Origin of the sequence: Streptomyces sp. NPDC002574, from assembly GCF_042889545.1 — a bacterium.
In the GTDB taxonomy this organism is placed as follows: domain Bacteria; phylum Actinomycetota; class Actinomycetes; order Streptomycetales; family Streptomycetaceae; genus Actinacidiphila.
Genome location: NZ_JBIARB010000009.1, coordinates 428,194 through 444,518, shown reverse-complemented (window position 1 = coordinate 444,518; position 16,325 = coordinate 428,194). Strand labels below are relative to the sequence as shown.

The 16,325-nt window shown below is 72.7% G+C and carries 12 protein-coding genes; 2 read left to right on the top strand and 10 right to left on the bottom strand.

All coding sequences use genetic code 11. The features are described 5' to 3' along the window. Nucleotides 1–37 precede the first annotated feature (37 nt). The 3 genes from ACFYXS_RS24530 to ACFYXS_RS24520 all read right to left on the bottom strand — a co-directional run bounded on the left by ACFYXS_RS24530 (nucleotide 38) and on the right by ACFYXS_RS24520 (nucleotide 2,894). On the bottom strand, nucleotides 38–442 hold the full coding sequence (locus ACFYXS_RS24530; protein ID WP_389251620.1) for a DUF6416 domain-containing protein: 405 nt from the start codon (nucleotides 440–442) through the stop codon (nucleotides 38–40). A gap of 122 nt (nucleotides 443–564) precedes the next feature. Continuing rightward, complete coding sequence (gene glpK, locus ACFYXS_RS24525; RefSeq protein ID WP_389251618.1) at nucleotides 565–2,079, bottom strand: glycerol kinase GlpK; 1,515 nt, start codon at nucleotides 2,077–2,079, stop codon at nucleotides 565–567. Between the two features lie 47 nt (nucleotides 2,080–2,126). Then, nucleotides 2,127–2,894 carry an IclR family transcriptional regulator gene (locus tag ACFYXS_RS24520; RefSeq protein ID WP_389251615.1) on the bottom strand — a complete coding sequence of 256 codons (768 nt, stop codon included), beginning with the start codon at nucleotides 2,892–2,894 and terminating at the stop codon, nucleotides 2,127–2,129. A 179-nt stretch (nucleotides 2,895–3,073) separates the two neighbouring features. Here ACFYXS_RS24520 and ACFYXS_RS24515 point away from each other — a divergent pair, with 179 nt between their 5' ends. Then, nucleotides 3,074–3,508, top strand: a complete 435-nt coding sequence (locus ACFYXS_RS24515) for an ATP-binding protein (protein ID WP_389251612.1) — start codon at nucleotides 3,074–3,076, stop codon at nucleotides 3,506–3,508. A 19-nt stretch (nucleotides 3,509–3,527) separates the two neighbouring features. On the opposite strand, the gene ACFYXS_RS24510 is transcribed toward ACFYXS_RS24515, so the two are convergent. The 4 genes from ACFYXS_RS24510 to ACFYXS_RS24495 form a co-directional block, all read right to left on the bottom strand. Then, nucleotides 3,528–4,565 (bottom strand): TolB family protein, encoded by a 1,038-nt coding sequence (locus ACFYXS_RS24510; RefSeq protein WP_389251610.1) that lies wholly within the window; start codon nucleotides 4,563–4,565, stop codon nucleotides 3,528–3,530. A gap of 20 nt (nucleotides 4,566–4,585) precedes the next feature. Continuing rightward, the gene (locus tag ACFYXS_RS24505; RefSeq protein WP_389251608.1) at nucleotides 4,586–5,866 is read right to left on the bottom strand and encodes an MFS transporter; all 1,281 of its coding nucleotides are present in this window, start codon (nucleotides 5,864–5,866) and stop codon (nucleotides 4,586–4,588) included. A 2-nt stretch (nucleotides 5,867–5,868) separates the two neighbouring features. Beyond that, nucleotides 5,869–6,768 carry an alkaline phosphatase family protein gene (locus tag ACFYXS_RS24500; RefSeq protein ID WP_389251606.1) on the bottom strand — a complete coding sequence of 300 codons (900 nt, stop codon included), beginning with the start codon at nucleotides 6,766–6,768 and terminating at the stop codon, nucleotides 5,869–5,871. Between the two features lie 210 nt (nucleotides 6,769–6,978). Continuing rightward, a complete protein-coding gene (locus tag ACFYXS_RS24495) occupies nucleotides 6,979–9,267 on the bottom strand; it encodes an N-acetylmuramoyl-L-alanine amidase (RefSeq protein ID WP_389251604.1) in 2,289 nt (762 codons plus the stop codon). 353 nt (nucleotides 9,268–9,620) lie between these two features. Between ACFYXS_RS24495 and ACFYXS_RS24490 the strand changes: the two genes are divergently transcribed. Beyond that, the gene (locus ACFYXS_RS24490; protein ID WP_389251602.1) at nucleotides 9,621–12,593 is read left to right on the top strand and encodes a bifunctional [glutamine synthetase] adenylyltransferase/[glutamine synthetase]-adenylyl-L-tyrosine phosphorylase; all 2,973 of its coding nucleotides are present in this window, start codon (nucleotides 9,621–9,623) and stop codon (nucleotides 12,591–12,593) included. Nucleotides 12,594–12,626: 33 nt separating this feature from the next. On the opposite strand, the gene ACFYXS_RS24485 is transcribed toward ACFYXS_RS24490, so the two are convergent. The 3 genes from ACFYXS_RS24485 to ACFYXS_RS24475 are packed head-to-tail and all read right to left on the bottom strand — an operon-like array spanning nucleotide 12,627 to nucleotide 16,252. Beyond that, a complete protein-coding gene (locus ACFYXS_RS24485; RefSeq protein ID WP_389251600.1) occupies nucleotides 12,627–13,469 on the bottom strand; it encodes a phosphatase PAP2 family protein in 843 nt (280 codons plus the stop codon). Between the two features lie 37 nt (nucleotides 13,470–13,506). Beyond that, nucleotides 13,507–14,595 carry a LacI family DNA-binding transcriptional regulator gene (locus ACFYXS_RS24480; RefSeq protein WP_389251598.1) on the bottom strand — a complete coding sequence of 363 codons (1,089 nt, stop codon included), beginning with the start codon at nucleotides 14,593–14,595 and terminating at the stop codon, nucleotides 13,507–13,509. Between the two features lie 25 nt (nucleotides 14,596–14,620). After that, nucleotides 14,621–16,252 carry a glycoside hydrolase family 13 protein gene (locus ACFYXS_RS24475; protein ID WP_389251596.1) on the bottom strand — a complete coding sequence of 544 codons (1,632 nt, stop codon included), beginning with the start codon at nucleotides 16,250–16,252 and terminating at the stop codon, nucleotides 14,621–14,623. Nucleotides 16,253–16,325 lie beyond the last annotated feature (73 nt).

Genomic DNA, 16,325 nt, shown 5'->3' with positions numbered 1-16,325 from the left:
GACCAAGATCTCCCGCTGCGAAATCCGGCCGGCGGAGTCAACCGCCCAGCTGGGCGGCCAGAAACACGGCCGCGACCGAAGGGCGGACCGCGTACGTCGCGCCCGTGCCGCCCTCGGGGGCCTCCCACCAGGAGAACGGAAGCCGCCGCCCACTGTTGCCGTGTGCCTTGCTCATCCCGGACAGCACGCCTGCCACCCGGTGCGCGGGATTGCCCTCGTTCGCCCCGCCCATGACCTCGTCCACCAACTGCGTGCAGTGGATGCTCCGCCCGGGATTGCGGAGCAGGTACTGGAACACCCGCAGGGTCTGTGCGGGGAGTTCGGCCAGGAACACCGCGGCGCGCTCCAGGTCCTCCGGGCCCCATTCCGGGGCGCCGTGATGCCCCTCGTCACCGGAGTGCTGAGCCCACCGCGAGTCGGTCTCGATCAGGAACAGCGTCACATCGGCCCCCCAGGCTGGTGAATGGACCCGGCCATTCTGCCCGGCACGAGCACACCGCGGGCACAGATGGGCACGGCTGGGCTCCCACCCGCCCGGAAGATCCGTAGGGTCCGGCCCGGGCCTCACGAGGCCCGGGGGGGCTGGATCCAGCCGACGGAGCGTTCGACGGCGCGCTTCCAGCTGTCGTACTCGGTCTCGCGCCGTGCGGGCTCCATCGCGGGCAGCCACTGCGCGGCGCGGTGCCAGTTGCGGCGCAGGACCTTCAGGTCCGGCCAGTAGCCGGCGGCGAGGCCGGCGGCGTAGGCGGCGCCGAGGGAGACGGTCTCGGCGACCATGGGGCGGACGACGGGGACGTCGAGCACGTCGGCGAGGAACTGCATGAGGAGGTTGTCGGCGGTCATGCCGCCGTCGACCTTGAGCTCCTTCAGGGCGATCGAGGAGTCGGCGTTCATCGCGTCGACGACCTCGCGGGTCTGCCAGCCCGTGGCCTCCAGGACGGCGCGGGCCAGGTGGCCCTTGGTGATGTACGAGGTGAGTCCGACGATGACGCCGCGGGCGTCGCTGCGCCAGTGCGGGGCGAACAGCCCGGAGAAGGCGGGGACGATGTAGCAGCCGCCGTTGTCCTCGACCGTGCGCGCCAGGGTCTCGATCTCCGGGGCGCTGCTGATCAGGCCGAGCCGGTCGCGGAACCACTGGACGAGGGAGCCGGTGACGGCGATCGGGCCCTCCAGGGCGTAGACCGCGGGCTGCCCGTCGATCTTGTACGCGATGGTGGTGATCAGCCCGTGCGTCGAGCGCACGAGGCGGTCGCCGGTGTTGAGCAGCAGGAAGCTGCCGGTGCCGTAGGTGCACTTCGCCTCGCCGGGGGAGAAGCAGGTCTGGCCGAACAGCGCGGCCTGCTGGTCGCCGAGGGCGGCGGCGAGACGGACTCCGGGGAGGACGACCTTGGCCTCCCCGTAGACCTCGGCCGAGGCGCGGATCTCGGGGAGCATGGCGCGGGGGACGCCGAAGAAGTCCAGCAGCTCGTCGTCCCAGGCCAGCGAACGGATGCTCATCAGCATGGTGCGGCTGGCGTTGGTGACGTCGGTGATGTGCAGACCGCCGTCGGGCCCGCCGGTGAGGTTCCACAGCAGCCAGGTCTCCATGGTGCCGAAGAGCACGTCGCCGTCCGCGGCGCGTTCCCGCAGCCCCGGGGAGTTCTCGAAGGTCCAGCGCAGGCGGGGGGCGGAGAAGTAGGTGGAGGGCGGCAGGCCGCACCGCTCCATGAAGAACTCCGAGCCGGGCTCCCGCGACAGCTCGTCGACCAGGGGAGCGGTGCGGGTGTCCTGCCAGACGATGGCCCGCCCCAGCGGGACACCCGTGGCGCGGTCCCACAGCACGGTGGTCTCCCGCTGGTTCGCGATCCCGATGGCGGCGACCTCCTCGGGGGTGATGCCCGCCTCGGACAGGGCCTGCGGCACGATGCGCTGGAGGTTGCGCCAGATCTCCAGGGCGTCGTGCTCCACCCACCCCGGCCTCGGGAAGTGCTGCTGGTGCTCACGCTGCGCGACCGCCACCAGGCGCCCGCGGTGGTCGAACAGGATGCATCGGGTGGAGGTGGTGCCCTGGTCGATGGACAACACATACCGTTCAACCATGTCGGGGGCCTGCCTTCCGATGCGTTCGGGGCCAGCTGCGGGACCTGCTACCAACGGGCCGCGCCCAGGTCTCTGGAGATCGCCCGTGCCGCCTCCCGGAGCAGGGTGACCATGGCCGGGTGCGGCCGGCCCTTGGAGTCGCAGATCCGCTCGACGGGCCCGGCGACGCCGATCGCGCCCACGACCAGTCCGCCGTGGCCGCGGATGGGCGCGGCGACGCCCGACTCGCCCATCGACATCTCCTGCACCTCCGCGCCCCAGCCCTGCTCGCGGACCTCGGCGAGGGCGCGGACCAGCTCCTCCGGGTCGGTCACGGTGTGCCGGGTGTACGCCTCCAGACCGGCGGCGACCGCCGCCTCCACATGGCTGGCCCCGAACGCCAGCAGCACCTTGCCCAGGGCGGAGGCGTGCAGCGGCAGCAGCGCCCCCACGTCGAGGGTCTGCAGGCTGTCGTCGGGCCGGAAGACGTGGTGGACGATGAGCACCTGCCCCTCCAGGGGCGTGCCCAGCCGTACCGTCTCGCCGCTCCGCGCGGCCAGGGCGTCGGCCCAGTTGATGGAGCGCGAGCGCAGGTCGTTGACGTCCAGGTAGCTGCTGCCCAGGTGCAGGAGGGCGGCACCGAGCTGGTACTTCCCGGTCGACGGGTCCTGTTCGACGAAGTCGACGTGCTGGAGGGTGCGCAGAATTCCGTGGGCGGTGCCCTTCGCCAGACCCAGCGAGGCCGCCACCTCGCCGAGACCCAGCCGGCGGGAGCCCCCGGCCAGCAGGCGCAGGATCGCCGCCGCCCGTTCGATGGACTGGAGCGGGCCGGCCATGTATCGATCGTAGCCCGGCTGTTACCGGTCGGCAGCGGACGCGCTCCGGACCCCTCCGGCGGGCCGTATGCGGCGTTCGGTAATGCCGACCCGGTTTCATTGCCCTTCGCCCGGTCTGTCAATAGCGTTCCCTCGACGTCCGGGTGCCCGCCCGGCAGGGCTCCTCGGAGGGAGGACACATGACGGCGGAGCCGAACACGATGCCGCAGCGTGAGGACGTGCACGTCGCCCCGCTGTCCCACATCCCCGGCGCCCTGTCCGTCGTACGCCGGCGGGTCCGCGCGGTCCTGGCCGACTGGAACCTCTGCCCTGAGCTGGCCGAGGACGTGCTCCTGGTGATCTCCGAGCTGACCACCAACGCGATCGTGCACGCCCTGGGGCCCGCGACCCTGCGGGTGTCGTGGATCGCGCTGGAGGGCCTGAGCGCCCTGCACATCGAGGTGACCGACTCCGGCCCGGCCAACCCCTGCGGGCCGCCCGGCGAGATCGATCCGGACGAGCACGGCCGGGGGCTCGGCATCGTGAAGGCGCTGTCGGCCCGCTACGGCATGCGCACCGACTGCGACGGCGTCACCCGCTGGGCGGACCTCCCCGTGCGGGTGGCGGCCGCCTGAGCCGGGTCGTGCCCGCCGGTCACTGCCCGAGGTAGGCCGGTGCCAGCGCGGCCGTGGCCATCCGGCGCGCCTTCCCGGTGCCGTCGGCCGGCACCGTCCACAGGTCGGCGCCGAAGTCGCCCGCGAGGGCGTAGACGATCGTGCGGTCGTCCCGCCAGACGACCTGGTCGTCGACGCTGCGGTCCTCGGCGAGCGGCCGCTCCCGCATCGTGGCGAGGTCCAGTACGTACAGCCGCCACGGGGCGTCGGGGGACAGGCCCGCGACGCGCTTCTTGAAGACCAGGCGGGTGCCGTCGGGGGACAGCGAGGGGCATTCGACGTTGCTGCGCAGGGTGCGTACGGAACGCGCGGCGATGTCGCCGCGCACGAGGTAGGTGCGGCCCGCGGTGCCCAGGGTGGCGTAGAAGTGACCGTCGTCGGCGAAGGTCACGCCCCAGAAATTGACGTCGGACGCGCGGTAGGGCCTGCCGTCCTTGGTGATCGTGAAGTCCTCGAGGTTCGCCCGCAGGTCCCAGGTGCGTGTGTCGAGGACTGAGGTGCGGGTGGAGAAGTTGGTGCCGGCGTACGAGTCGCCGCCGACGAAGACCGTCCAGGCGACCATGCGGCCACTGGGGGAGACCCGGGCCCGGGTCGGGATACCCGCCAGCGGGTAGTGGCGGAGCTCCTCCAGGTGCGCGTCGAGCACGACCGCCCGGTAGGTGTCCTGGACGGTGCCGTGCACGGACTGCAGGCAGATGCCGGTGCCGGCGGCCGCGTAGAAGCGCAGGCACTTGACGCCGGAGGCGGTGCGGGCGCCGGTGGGGCGGTCGGCGGGGACGGTCGCCAGCTCGTCGCGGTGCGGGCCCCAGGCCATGTTCCGGAAGACCATGCGGGGCGCGTCCGGCGCGAGGGAGACGTTGCCCTCGGTGACGGCCGGGCCGCCCGCCTGGGGGCGGTCTTTCTCGGCGGCCCGGTCCGCGGCGTGCAGCACCGCCGCCGCGGCGACGGCGGCGAGGACCGCCACGGCGGCCAGCAGCACGAGCAGGCGGTTCCGGGGGCTGAGCGGTGCGGTGTCCATGCGCGGCCTTTCTGCGGGGGTCAGGAGGCTGGTCCCGGTGGTGTCGGTCGTGCCGGGCGCAGCCACACCGCGCAGGCCGCGCAGACCGCCAGCGCCGCGGTGGCGGTGGTCAGGGCCGTACGGTCGCCCCAGGCCGTCCAGGCGGCGCCGAAGGCCAGGGACGCGGCGAAACGGGCGGCGGCCTGCCCGGTCTGGATGAGGGCGAGCCCGGCGCCGCGCAGCTCGGCGGGCACCGCGGTGGAGGCGGCCGCCATCAGGACGCCGTCCGTGGCGGCGTAGAAGGCGCCGTGCAGCAGCAGGACGAGGTAGGCGGGCCCGTGCGCGAGCAGCAGGGCGTACGCGCCGAGCAGCGCCACGTGCCCGCCGAGGAACATCCGCCAGCGCCCCAGGCGGTCGGCGAGCCGCCCCAGCGGGATGGCGAGCAGCAGGAAGGCGGCCGCGGTGCCCAGCGGCATCAGGGCGAACCACCGGTCGGGTACCCCGAGGCGGTGCTGGAGCAGCAGGTAGACGAAGGAGTCGCTGACCGTCGACAGCCCGAGCAGGGTGGCGCAGATCGTCAGGCGGCGCACGTCCGGGCGCCGCAGCAGTGCCACCGACGCGCGCAGCGAGGGCTGTGCCGCGGGGGTCGCGGGCACCGCCGGGTCGCCCGCCGCACGCCCCCGGCCGCCCGGGACGAAGAGCAGCAGTACGAGCACGCCCAGCGCCGCCACGCAGAAGCTGACGGTGAAGACGGCGTCGTAGCCCTCGGCCGCCTGCCGCAGGATGAGGAAGGCGGCCAGCGGGCCGAGCAGCGCCCCTGCGGTGTCCATGGCGCGGTGCACGCCGAAGGCCCGCCCGCGCGTCTCGGGCGCGGAGGAGAGCGAGATCAGCGCGTCGCGCGGCGCCGTGCGCAGGCCCTTGCCCGTGCGGTCGACGGCCAGGACCGCGCCGATCAGCGGCAGACTGTGGACCAGCAGCAGGGCCGGCTTGCACACCGCCGACAGGCCGTAGCCGAAGGCGGCGACGGCCTTGTGGCGGCCGCCGCCGCGGTCGGCGAGGTGGCCGCCGACCAGCCGCACCAGCGCGCTGAAGCCGTTGTAGACGCCGTCGAGCAGGCCGAAGCCGAGCGGTGAGAGGCCGAGCCCGGCGACCAGGTAGAGCGGCAGGACGGCGGTGACCATCTCCGACGAGACGTCGGTGATGAGGCTGACCGTGCCCAGGACGAGGACCGTGGGGGCGACGGCGGCCGCGACCCGAGGCCCGGGACGCGTCGCGTCCCGGGCCTCGTTGCCGGCGGCGCCGCGGCTGTCCGCGACGTACACGCTCAGCTCGCCCAGATGCCGGTGATGTCGGAGGCCGAGGCGGCGTTGCCCGCGTGCGTGGTGAGACCGGCCAGGTCCTCCAGCGTACGGAGCACGTTGTAGTGGTTGTAGGTCGTCGCCGACGACGAACCGGCCGTGACCGGCTGGCCGTACAGGACGGTCGGGATGCGGTTGCCCGCCAGGCGGTTGTCCTCGTCGAAGGTGACGACGAGCACGCTGTTGTGGGTCTTCGCCCAGGTGGCGTAGGCGCCCAGCTTGTTCTTCAGCCAGGTGTCACCGGTGGAGACGGAGCAGTCGTGCATGTCGCTGCACAGGTTCGGCGTGACGAAGGAGACCTTCGGCAGCGTGGTGAAGTCCGTCGGGAACTGGGCGAAGGTCTTCGCCGTCGAGGTGGGGACGTTGCTGAAGGCGAACCACGGGTTGTGCTTGCGCGCGTAGTCGCCGCTGCTGCAGGTGGTGGAACCCTGGCTCGGCAGCGTCTCGTTGTAGCTGGCCCAGCTCTTGCCCGCGGCGATCAGCTCCGAGGCGAGGTTGGCGGCCTTGCTGAAGCCCGGCGTGTAGCAGCCGTCGTCGGTGACGCCCTGGTTGCCGCCCGAGAAGATCTGCAGGTAGTTGGGCTGGCTCGGGTGCGTGACGCCGTACGACTGCGTGAGGCTGGCGCCGCCGGCCTTCAGCGTGTTGTTCAGGTACGGGGCGCTGGAACTGCCGATGACCTGGCTGTACGCGTGGTTCTCCATCATCACCACGACCACGTGGTCGGGGTTGGGCACGCTGCCTGCGGCGTGGGCGGTGTCGGAACCGCCGAGCGCGGCCCACAGGCCGAGCGAGGCGGCGGCGATGCCGCAGGCGGACGCGAGAGCGGTGACGGTGCGGCGGGGACTGGACAGGGACCAGCCGGACACGGCGGACCTCCGGGGCGGGGGACAGGGAGTGGCGCCGCGCCAGGTTAGGAGGGGGCCGCGGAAGCCGGAAGCGCTCCGCAGATGAAGGTACGTGGAACGCTGCGTAGGACCGGGTACCGTCGGGTCAAGCGCAGGCAAAGAGCCCGGCGGACGCGCAACTCGCGTCCCCCGGGCTCTCGCTGTCGGAACGTCACATGACGTCAGGTCACGTCACTTCACGTACGTGATGCCGTCCGTGGTGATGGCCGGGCGGCCGGAGGTGCCCACCACGACGATCTTCAGGGTGTGCTTGGCGCTGGTGCTCCAGGTCGTGGACCAGATGGTCTGCCGGTACAGCGTGCTCGAGGACTTCAGCTCCACGGTGGCCTTCTTGACGCCGTCCACGTAGACGTACGCCTGTCCCGAGGTCGAGGCCCGCGAGACCACCCAGCCCACCGAGCGTCCGGTGAAGGTCCAGGTGAGGCTGGCGTTCTTGGACGAGGAGGTGAGCGACTTGCCGCCGAGGTAGCTGGTGGAGCTCTTGGCGGACCACGATCCGGTCTTCACCGCCGAGGTCTCCTGGATGATCGCGGCGGTGCGGCTCACCGCGGCGGTGCCGTAGTTGCCGGCCATGTCGGTGGCCCTGAGGTTGTACGTGACGGCGCTGCCGGCCTTGCCCGCGGTGCTCCAACTCGTGGTCGTGGGGCCGAAGGTGGCGGCGGACGGCGTGGTCGCCGAGGAGCTCTTGAGGGCGGCGTTGTCCGCGGCCTTCCAGGTCACGGTGACCGGCACGGAGGTGTTGGACACCGTGGCGTTGCGGATCTTCACCGCGGGGGCGGTGGTGAACGTCGGCTTGGTGGTGTCGCCGGTCACCGCGAGCGACGCGGACACCGACGTCTTGTCGTTGATGTGCACCGCGCGCACCGCCACCGTGTGCTTGCCCGTCGGCACCGTGATCGCGGCCGAGGTGGCCGTGTGGGTCGTCGTGGCCTTCACGACGCCGTCGACCAGCACCTCGAAGCGCTTGACGAGCACGGCCGGCGTGGTGGTCTTCCAGGTCACCGTCATGGCGCCCTTGGTGTAGTACGTGGAGCCGGACTTCGTGGCGCCGGTCGGCGTGCCGAGCGTGGGCGTCGCGACGGGACCGGCCGCGTACGAGCGGATCGTGGGCAACTTGTCGTACAGGTCCTGGCCCGGGCAGGCGGTGGCGAAGCCGTCACGGTGCCCGGAGATCGCGTTGAACGTGTACTTGGTGCCCAGCTTGAAGGGCGGGCTGTCGCTCGCGCCCTCCGTCAGGATCTGCGTCTTGCTGCCCGGGTTGGGGTTGATCTTGTACTGGCCGAGCTTCCACGCGGCGAGCGCCGCGACCGACCCCAGCATCTGCGAGCTGATGGGCGTGGCGGCCTTGCCGCCGATCACCTGGTACGTGCCGAGCACCGCGATGCCGAAGCTGCGGGTGTTGAAGCCGTAGGTGTGCGCGCCGATCACGGGCAGGTCGATGCCGCCGTAGCGGCCCTCGAAGATCGTGCCGCACTTGTCGACCAGGGCGTTGTAGCCGATGTCGCGCCAGCCCTCGGCCTGCACGTGGTACGCGTAGACCGAGCGCACGATGCTCGCCGAGGCGGAGCAGTCGTAGCTGACGGCGGTGTCGGTGTGGTGGACGAAGACCGCGGTGACGTCCGTGGCGTAGTCCGGGTCGCCGGCCTCACGGATCTTCTCGTCGGCGCCCCAGCCGGCCCGGGAGACGATGGGCGGCTTCGCCACGGTGGACGCCGGGGCGGTCGGCCGGGTCGAGGTGGGGGTGGGGCTGGCGCTCTTGGTCGGCGTGGTGGTCGGGGAGGCCTTCGTCGGCGTCGGGCTCGCGGACGTCGTGGTGGTGGCCGGCGGCGTGGTCGTCTGCGAGGCCGGGGCCGAGGCCGGCGCGGACGGGCTCTCGGTGGTGCCGGAGGTGGCGGACGGGCTCTCGGTGGTGCCGGTCGCGGTGTCCGTCGCCGTGGGCTCACCGGGGGTGGCGCTGGGGGACTCCTCGCCGTCGGCGGCGTCCTCCGCGAAGGCCGCGGGGGCCATCGCCAGGCCGGAGCCGTCGCTCGGGGAGTCGGTGTGCGCGGCGTCGCCGACGAGTTCCAGGCGCATGCCCTCGGGCAGCCGGCCCGACTCGCCGCTCGCGGAGACGACCTTCAGCTGCACGCCGTCGGAGGGCCCCACGTACAGCGGCGAGGAACCGCCGCGCATGCCCTGCTCGGCGCCCGGGTCCGGCGCGTCGTCGTTGTGCGGGTCGACCGTGTTCCAGTCGGACCACTGGCCGGTGGCCACCGACCGGGTGCGGACCTGCACGGAGCCGTCCAGCACGGTGCGCGGGTCGTCCCACGTCACACCGACCAGCCCGAAGGTGTCGGTGGAGCGCTGCGGCACGGTGCGCTCGCCGCCCTGGCCCTCCAGCTTCACCGAGCGGACGACGGTGGGCACGGGCTTGCCGGCCGCCGACGCGGCGGTGCCCTCCGGCCCCCGTGCGACGGTCACGGCCGTCACCGCTCCCGCACCGCCCAGCACGACCGCCCCGATCGCGAGCCAGGCGCGTCCGCGCAGCGGCGGCAGTCCCGGCAGTCGTCGCGACCCTGCGGATCTCCTGGATCCCTTTGGCATTCCCTCGCCCCGCCCCTGATGACCGATCGACCGGCTGGTTGTACGTTCAAATGACCAACGCTTTTTATCAGATGGCCCATTGGCCCCTCGCGGCGCGGTCGGGGTTCGCGAGAAAGCGCCCATATCGTTGCTTATCGGAGTCGGAACGAGCCGGATACCCTCTGAAGTGCGGAGCGGCGCGGCCGAGGGCCGGACGCCGTGACGCCGGGAGACGGCGGAAGGTGGTCGGAGTGCTGGAAGGGCGACGGGACACCAGGTTCGGGCGGCTGCTCAAACGCGGCTTCGCCGACCCCGTGGCCGCCGAGGGCCTGCTGGGCGGCGAGGAACTGGCGTCCGTCGGCAACGACCCGGTGCTCCTGGACGCCCTGGGCGCCACCGCGGACCCGGACCAGGCGCTGACCGGCCTCGTGCGGCTGGTGGAGGCCCTGGACGAGGGCGAGCGCCGCACCCTGCTCGACACGATCACCGCCGCCAAGCCGCTGCGCGACCGGCTGCTCGGGGTGCTGGGCGCCTCCGAGGCGCTGGCCGACCACCTGACCCGGCACCCGCGCGACTGGCACGCCCTGGTGACCTACGAGCACGCGGATCTGCACCCGGGGACAACGGAGTTCGAGCGCGGCCTTCGCAGCGCCGCCGACCCCGACGCGCTGCGGGCCGCCTACCGGCGCTGCCTGCTGGGCATCGCCGCCCGGGACGTGTGCGGCACCAGCGACCTCGTGCAGACCGCCGCCGAACTGGCCGACCTGGCGACCGCCACGCTGCGCGTCGCACTCGCCATGGCCGAGGCGGAGGCCCCCGGCGACGCCGCGCAGTGCCGGCTCGCGGTGATCGCCATGGGCAAGTGCGGCGGCCACGAGCTCAACTACATCTCCGACGTGGACGTCATCTTCGTCGCCGAGGCCCGCGGGGAGACCGAGGGCCTGGAGGACGAGGCCAAGGCGGTCCAGGCGGCCACGCGGCTGGCCTCGCGCATGATGCGGATCTGCTCCGACACCACCGCCGAGGGCAGCATCTGGCAGGTCGACGCCAACCTGCGCCCCGAGGGCCGGCGCGGCCCCCTGGTGCGGACGCTCTCCAGCCACGTCGCGTACTACAAGCGGTGGGCGAAGACCTGGGAGTTCCAGGCGCTGCTCAAGGCCCGCCCGGTCGCCGGCGACCCGGCGCTCGGCCAGGAGTACGTCGAGGCCCTGTCGCCTATGGTGTGGCAGGCCGCGGAACGCGACCACTTCGTGCCGGACGTGCAGGAGATGCGGCGCCGGGTCGTGGAGAACATCCCCGTCGCGCACGTGGACCGCGAGCTCAAGCTGGGCCCCGGCGGTCTGCGGGACGTGGAGTTCGCCGTGCAGCTGCTCCAGCTCGTGCACGGCCGCACCGACCCCGCGCTGCGCAGCGGCACCACCTTGACCGCGCTCGCCCAGCTCGCCGCGGGCGGCTACGTGGGGCGCGCGGACGCGGCGGCGCTCGACGCCTCGTACCGCTTCCTGCGCACGATGGAGCACCGCATCCAGCTGCAGAAGCTGCGCCGCACCCACCTCGTGCCCGAGGACGAGGCGGACCTGCGCCGGCTCGGCCGCTCCCTGGGCTTCCGCGCCGACTCCGTCGCCGAGCTGCACCGGGAGTGGAAGCGGCACGCCCGGGAGGTGCGCCGGCTGCACGAGAAGCTCTTCTACCGGCCGCTGCTGGACGCCGTGGCCCAGCTGGCGCCCGGCGAGGTCGGCCTCACCCCGGACGCGGCCAAGCAGCGCCTGGAGGCGCTCGGCTACGCCGATCCCGCCGCCGCGCTGCGCCACCTGGAGGCGCTGGCCTCCGGCGTCAGCCGCAAGGCCGCCATCCAGCGCACCCTGCTGCCGGTGCTGCTGGGCTGGTTCGCCGACTCCGCCGACCCGGACGCGGGCCTGCTGAACTTCCGCAAGGTCAGCGACGCGCTGGGCCGGACCCCCTGGTACCTGCGGCTGCTGCGCGACGAGGGCGCGGCCGCCGAGAACCTCGCCCGGGTGCTGTCCTCCGGGCGGCTCGCCCCGGACCTGCTGATGCGCGCCCCCGAGGCGGTCGCCCTCCTGGCCGACGACGAGGGCCTGCAGCCGCGTTCACGTGCCGCGCTCGACCAGGAGGTGCTGGCCGCGGTCCACCGCGCCGGCTCCGCCGAGCAGGCCGTGGCCGCCGTGCGCGGCGTCCGGCGCCGGGAGCTGTTCCGTACCGCCGCGGCCGACGTGACCGGGGTCCACCGGGGGGCGCCCGACGCCGTGGGCGCGGCCCTCACCGACGTCAACGCCGCCGCAGTCGCAGGGGCCTTGCAGGCCGCTGTCAACGCCGTCGAGGCGGCGGACGGCGAGCCGCTGCCGACCCGCTTCACCGTCATCGGCATGGGCCGCTTCGGCGGTCACGAGCTCGGCTACGGCTCCGACGCCGACGTCCTGTTCGTCCACGAGCCGTACGAGGGGGTGGAGGAGCACCACGCCTCCCGCGTGGCCGTGAAGGTCGCCAACGAGCTGCGGCGCCTGTTGCAGATCCCGACCACCGATCCGCCGCTCCTCATCGACGCCGACCTGCGCCCGGAGGGCAAGAGCGGCCCCCTGGTGCGCACGCTGGCCTCCTACGCCGCCTACTACCGGCGCTGGTCGCTGGCCTGGGAGAGTCACGCCCTGTTGCGGGCCGAACACATCGCGGGGGACGAGCAGCTGGGGGCACGCTTCATGGAGCTCGCGGACCCGCTGCGCTACCCGGCGGGCGGCCTGACGGAGGAGGCGGTCCGGGAGATCCGCCGTCTCAAGGCCCGCATGGAGTCCGAACGCCTGCCGCGCGGCGCCGATCCGACGACCCACGCCAAGCTGGGCCGGGGCGGGCTCAGCGACGTCGAGTGGACCGTGCAGCTCTTCCAGCTGCAGCACGGCGCGCGGATCCCGGGCCTGCGGACCACCCGTACCCGGCCCGCGCTCGCCGCCACGGCGGAGGCGGGCCTGCTCGGCGAGGAGGACGCCGAAGTCCTGGACGCCGCCTGGGTGCTGGCCGGCCGCGTCCGCAACGCCGTGATGCTCGTCCGCGCCCGCCCGGGCGACACCTTCCCCGGCGACGGCAGGGAACTCGCCGCGGTCGGCCGCCACCTCGGGTACGAACCCGGGCACGTGGGCGACATGGTGGAGGACTACCGCCGCACCACCCGTCGGGCGCGTGCGGTGGTCGAGCGCCTCTTCTACGACGCGTAGGAGGGGCGGGGCGACCGCCCCGCCCCCGCGGCGCTAAGCGGTGGCGACCCGCACCTGGCGCGGGAGCCGGTAGGCCAGCCCCCCGTAGACCGCCCAGGAGGCGGCGAAGCCGACCGCGAGGCAGGCGGTGCCGCCGGCCGCGTCCAGCCAGAAGTGGTTGGCGGTGGACACGATCACCAGCAGCGTCGTGACGGGGTAGAGCGCCCCGAGCACCCGGACCCAGGTGTGCCGCGCCAGCATCGCTACGGTGATGCCGCACCACAGCGACCAGCCGATGTGCATCGAGGGCATGGCCGCGTACTGGTTGGACACATGGGCGAGGTCGCCGGACGCCATGGAGCCCCATGTGTGGTGGATCCGCACCGTGTCGACGAACCCGCTGCCCATCAGGCGCGGCGGCGCCAGCGGGAAGAAGTAGTACCCGAGCAGCGCGATGCCGGTCGTCACGAACAGCACCAGCCGGGTCGGCGCGTAGCGCCCGGGGTGCCGGCGGAAGAGCCAGACGAGCACCGTCAGAGTTACCACGAAGTGCAGCGTGGCGTAGTAATAGTTCATCCCGACGATGAGCCACGTTACCGAGTTCACGGCATGGTTGATCGCGTGCTCGAAGGCGAGACCGAAGGACTGCTCCAGGTCCCACACCCGGTCCGCGTTGCGCATGGCCGCTGTCTTCTGTTCGGGCACGGCGTTGCGCACGAGTGAGTAGATCCAGTAGCTGACGGCGATCAGCAGGATCTCGAACCACAGTCGTGGTCGGCGTGGTGACAGCCGCCCATTGCCCGTCGTCGCTCCATCGGCGTCACGGGAATCGATGGAGCGCGGCGGGTCTGCCGTAGCGGTTCGGCGTGCCAGGATCTTCGCGGTCGATTCCCCCATGGGGCGATAGTCTGCCATGCGGTGGTAGGCCGTCCGATCAGCCCCCGGTCGGATTCTGTGCATCCCGTGTACGCCTCCAGGCCGACTGCTGTACCGGTACGGCTGCCCCGGCTTGGGGACCTGATGCCGTCGAGCCGCGTACGACCAGTTCAGGCAGGAAGACGAACTCGCTGTGGGGCGCCGGGGTGCCCCCGACTTCCTCCAGCAGCGCGCGCACCGCGGCCTGGCCCATCGCCGTGACCGGCTGGCGGATCGTGGTGAGCGGCGGATCGGTGAACGCGATGAGCGGGGAGTCGTCGAACCCGACGACGGAGACATCGCCCGGCACGGACAGACCGTGCTGCCGGGCCGCCCGGATGGCGCCGAGCGCCATCATGTCCGAGGCGCACACCACGGCGGTGCAGCCGGCCTCGATCAGTCCCGAGGCGGCCGCCTGGCCGCCCTCCAAGGTGAACAGGGAGTGCTGGATCCGGTCCTCGGCCTCCCGCGCCGGTATGCCGAGCACCAGGTCCATGCTGCGCAGGAAGCCCTCGATCTTGCGCTGCACCGGGACGAAGCGCTTGGGTCCGACCGCCAGGCCGATCCGCTCGTGCCCGAGCGATGCCAGATGAGTGACGGCCAGCCGCATCGCGCCCCGGTCGTCGGGGGACACGAAGGGGGCCTTGATCTTGTCGGAGAAGCCGTTGATGAGCACGAAGGGCACGCCCTGGCCGTGCAGTCGGTCGTAGCGCTCCATGTCGGCGGTGGAGTCCGCGTGCAGGCCGGAGACGAAGATGATCCCGGCGACGCCGCGCTCGACCAGCATCTCGACCAGTTCGTCCTCGGTGGAACCGCCGGGTGTCTGGGTGGCCAGCACGGGTGTGTACCCCTGGCGGGTCAGCGCCTGCCCGATGATCTGGGCGAAGGCCGGGAAGATCGGGTTCTCCAGCTCGGGCGTGATGAGTCCGACGAGGCCCGCGCTGCGCCGGCGCAGCCGGACCGGCCGTTCGTAGCCGAGCAGATCGAGTGCGGCCAGCACGGACTGGCGGGTTGCCGCGGAGACTCCGGGCTTGCCGTTCAGGACACGGCTGACCGTCGCTTCGCTCACCCCCGCCTGGGCTGCGATGTCGGCAAGCCTTGCGGTCACAGGATTGGACTGTACCGGTCGCATCTCAGATCGCCCACCAGATGCACGAATGGGCCGGAAGACGGATGTTTCCGCCGGTGGGCGTCACGGGTTCGCTGGAGAGCACCGGCCGCCCGGGAACGGGCAGTTCGACGGGCGTGGAGCGGGTGTTCACGGTGCAGACCAGACCGGGCCGGCCGAGGGCCAGCACGCCCTGCGGGGCGTCCAGCCACCGCATCGGGCCGTCGCCGAGGCCGGGCAGTTCGCGGCGCAGCCGCAGGGCCGTGCGGTACAGCTCCAGGGTGGAGTCGGGGTCGCCGGTCTGGGCCGCGACGCTCAGGTCGCCCCAGGAGGCGGGCTGCGGCAGCCAGCTGCCGCCGCTGCCGAAGCCGTACGAGGTCCCCTCCGTCGTCCACGGGATCGGCACCCGGCAGCCGTCGCGCAGGCCGTCCTGCCCGTTGTCGCGGAAGAAGGACGGGTCCTGGCGGACCTCGTCGGGCAGGTCGGTGACCTCCGGCAGACCCAGCTCCTCGCCCTGGTAGACGTAGACCGAGCCGGGCAGCGCCAGCATCAGCATCGCCGCGGCGCGCGCACGGCGCAGCCCGGTGGCGCCGCCGCCGTAGCGGGTGACGTGGCGGACCACGTCGTGGTTGGAGAGCACCCAGGTGGTGGGGGCGCCGACGGAGACGGTGGCGGCCAGCGACTCGTCGATCACCGCGCGCATGGCGGCGGCGTCCCAGTCGCAGCGCAGGAAGTGGAAGTTGAAGGCCTGGTGCAGCTCGTCGGGGCGCACGTACAGCGCCATGCGCTCGGGGGTGGGGGCCCAGGCCTCGGCGACGCCGATGCGCTCGCCGGGGTAGCCGTCCAGCAGTCGCCGCCAGGAGCGGTGGATCTCGTGCACGCCGTCCTGGTCGAAGAACGGCAGCACCTGGGAGCCGATCATCTTGACCTGCTCCTGGTGCCCGATGTCGGGCAGGCCGGGGGCCTTGACCATGCCGTGGGCCACGTCGATGCGGAAGCCGTCGACGCCGAGGTCGAGCCAGAAGCGCAGGATCCGGTCGAACTCCTCCCGCACCTGGGGGTGGTCCCAGTCGAGGTCGGGCTGCTCGGGCGCGAACAGGTGCAGATACCAGTCCCCGTCGGGGACGCGGGTCCAGGCCGGCCCGCCGAAGACCGACTCCCAGTCGTTGGGCGGCAGTTCGCCGTGCTCGCCCTTGCCGGGACGGAAGTGGTAGCGCTCGCGGTCCGGACCCCCGTGCCGGTCCGCGAGCGCGGCCCGGAACCACGCGTGCCGGTCGGAGGTGTGGTTCGGGACGATGTCCACGATCACCCTCAGACCCAGCTCGTGCGCGGTCCGGACGAGGTCGTCGGCGTCCGCGAGGGAGCCGAAGAGGGGGTCCACGGTCCGGTAGTCGGCGACGTCGTAGCCGCCGTCGGCCTGTGGGGAGGCGTAGAACGGGGTCAGCCAGACGGCGTCGGCCCCCAGCTCCGCGAGATAGGGCAGCCGCGCGCGGATGCCGGGCAGGTCGCCCACGCCGTCGCCGTCGCCGTCCGCGAAGGAGCGCACGTACACCTGGTAGATGACGGCGCTGCGCCACCAGTCGGGATGCGCGCCCTCGGGGTGGTCCGCGGCCGCGGGGGCCGTGCCGTGGGCGACGGGTGCGAGCTCTTGGGTCATGTCGGTCCCTCGTGAGTCGGCGCCGGTCCCTGCCGATGATTCCCATCCACCGCCCTGATCGGCAATGCCTTTC

What these genes read in the sequence shown, in the direction of transcription:
- glpK (WP_389251618.1), bottom strand. Translation starts at nt 2,079, where the DNA reads ATGGTTGAACGGTATGTGTTGTCCATCGACCAGGGCACCACCTCCACC.
- ACFYXS_RS24520 (WP_389251615.1), bottom strand. Translation starts at nt 2,894, where the DNA reads ATGGCCGGCCCGCTCCAGTCCATCGAACGGGCGGCGGCGATCCTGCGC.
- ACFYXS_RS24515 (WP_389251612.1), top strand. Translation starts at nt 3,074, where the DNA reads ATGACGGCGGAGCCGAACACGATGCCGCAGCGTGAGGACGTGCACGTC.
- ACFYXS_RS24510 (WP_389251610.1), bottom strand. Translation starts at nt 4,565, where the DNA reads ATGGACACCGCACCGCTCAGCCCCCGGAACCGCCTGCTCGTGCTGCTG.
- ACFYXS_RS24485 (WP_389251600.1), bottom strand. Translation starts at nt 13,469, where the DNA reads ATGGGGGAATCGACCGCGAAGATCCTGGCACGCCGAACCGCTACGGCA.
- ACFYXS_RS24475 (WP_389251596.1), bottom strand. Translation starts at nt 16,252, where the DNA reads ATGACCCAAGAGCTCGCACCCGTCGCCCACGGCACGGCCCCCGCGGCC.